General features: G+C 50.7%; 2 rRNA genes. Both read right to left on the minus strand.

The features are described from left to right. Nucleotides 1-105 (minus strand): 5S ribosomal RNA (rrf, locus tag V8Z78_RS26950); the annotation flags it as partial. A 164-nt stretch (nt 106-269) separates the two neighbouring features. Further along, nucleotides 270-1409: ribosomal RNA gene (locus tag V8Z78_RS26955) — 23S ribosomal RNA — on the minus strand; the annotation flags it as partial.

The following is a 1409-nucleotide window of genomic DNA, read 5'->3' on the forward strand; positions in this document are numbered from 1 at the left end:
ATGACCTACTTTCACACGGGAACCCGCACTATCATCGGCGCAAAGTCGTTTCACTGTCCTGTTCGGGATGGGAAGGAGTGGTACCAACTTGCTATGGTCATCAGGCATAAACTTTTTGTCAGATCGATCGGTGGCCATTAACTTCTTAATGACGCTCCTCTCTATCCAACGAATTCATAGAGTCTTCAATCAGCTTTTCGATTGCGCTATTTCGGCATAACTAGAACTTGCGTTCTGTCTTTTGTTTTTCCAGGCTTACCCAAAGTTATAGGGTCAAGCCGCACGGGCAATTAGTACTGGTTAGCTTAACGCATTACTGCGCTTCCACACCCAGCCTATCAACGTCGTGGTCTACAACGACCCTTCAGGGGGCTCAAGGCCCCGGCAGATCTCATCTTGAAACGAGTTTCCCGCTTAGATGCTTTCAGCGGTTATCTCTTCCACACTTAGCTACCCTGCGATGCCACTGGCGTGACAACAGGTACACCAGAGGTGTGTCCACTCCGGTCCTCTCGTACTAGGAGCAGGCTTCCTCAAATCTGCAGCGCCCACGGAAGATAGGGACCAAACTGTCTCACGACGTTTTAAACCCAGCTCACGTACCTCTTTAAATGGCGAACAGCCATACCCTTGGGACCGACTACAGCCCCAGGATGAGATGAGCCGACATCGAGGTGCCAAACACCGCCGTCGATATGAACTCTTGGGCGGTATCAGCCTGTTATCCCCAGAGTACCTTTTATCCGTTGAGCGATGGCCCTTCCATACAGAACCACCGGATCACTATGTCCTGCTTTCGCATCTGCTCGACTTGTCAGTCTCGCAGTTAAGCACGCTTATGCCATTGCACTATCGTCACGATGTCCGACCGTAACTAGCGTACCTTCGAACTCCTCCGTTACGCTTTGGGAGGAGACCGCCCCAGTCAAACTGCCTACCATGCACTGTCCCCGATCCAGATAATGGATCCAGGTTAGAACCTCAAACGCACCAGGGTGGTATTTCAACGTCGGCTCCATGAGATCTAGCGACCTCACTTCAAAGCCTCCCACCTATCCTACACAGATCCGTTCAAAGTCCAATACAAAGCTACAGTAAAGGTTCATGGGGTCTTTCCGTCTTTCCGCGGGGAGATTGCATCATCACAAACATTTCAACTTCGCTGAGTCTCAGGAGGAGACAGTGTGGCCATCGTTACGCCATTCGTGCAGGTCGGAACTTACCCGACAAGGAATTTCGCTACCTTAGGACCGTTATAGTTACGGCCGCCGTTTACTGGGACTTCAATCAAGAGCTTGCACCCCATCATTTAATCTTCCAGCACCGGGCAGGCGTCACACCCTATACGTCCACTTTCGTGTTTGCAGAGTGCTGTGTTTTTATTAAACAGTCGCAGCCACCAATTTTTT

Origin of the sequence: Comamonas sp. wu1-DMT, assembly GCF_040187805.1 — a bacterium.
GTDB classification, from domain to species: domain Bacteria; phylum Pseudomonadota; class Gammaproteobacteria; order Burkholderiales; family Burkholderiaceae_C; genus Comamonas; species Comamonas thiooxydans.